The organism is Citrobacter sp. TBCS-14 (assembly GCF_005280805.1).
GTDB lineage: Bacteria > Pseudomonadota > Gammaproteobacteria > Enterobacterales > Enterobacteriaceae > Citrobacter > Citrobacter gillenii.
Window position 1 is genome coordinate 1 of sequence record NZ_SZWM01001115.1, and the last position, 571, is coordinate 571.

The following is a 571-nucleotide window of genomic DNA, read 5'->3' on the forward strand; positions in this document are numbered from 1 at the left end:
CCCCCAGTTCCCCTGCCCGTCAACCAGCGGATAACGGTAAGAGAAGGGCTGGGCCATCAGCACCATCGCTTCATAGCAGGCGCTGTCGCCGTGCGGATGGTATTTACCCAATACGTCACCGACGGTACGGGCGGATTTTTTAAATTTGGCGCTGGCATTCAGCCCCAGTTCGGACATCGCGTAAACGATGCGTCGCTGAACGGGTTTCAGACCATCACCAATAAACGGCAACGCCCTGTCCATGATGACGTACATGGAATAGTTCAGATAGGCGTTTTCCGTGAATTCATGCAGCGCAAGGCGCTCTGCCATATCGCTCATTAATCGTGGTTCCTCAACTGTTAGCCCGAACAATACCCGGTATTCGTCAGGCAATATTGCCGCAGATACTACCCTATCTGGCGAGTTGAGTCACAAAGAAAAGGGCCGCGAANGACTGCGGCCCTGATGGGGATTATTTGGCAACTTTGGTAATCTGTTTCACGTCGATTTCAACGGAGTTCCAGTCTTTATCCACTTCACCCTGGATTTCAACCACATCCTGCGGCGTGACGGTCACGCCGTTCCAGCG

Annotated in this window: 2 protein-coding genes; both read right to left on the reverse strand. The window is 53.2% G+C overall.

Annotated features, from left to right (window positions below; all coding sequences use genetic code 11):
• Positions 1 to 321: DNA gyrase subunit A (locus FDX22_RS24325; RefSeq protein ID WP_304571824.1), on the reverse strand; the 321-nt coding region annotated here is incomplete at its 3' end.
• A 133-nt stretch (positions 322 to 454) separates the two neighbouring features.
• A partial coding sequence (locus tag FDX22_RS24330; RefSeq protein ID WP_146717906.1) for a NirD/YgiW/YdeI family stress tolerance protein occupies positions 455 to 571 on the reverse strand: 117 nt, incomplete at its 5' end.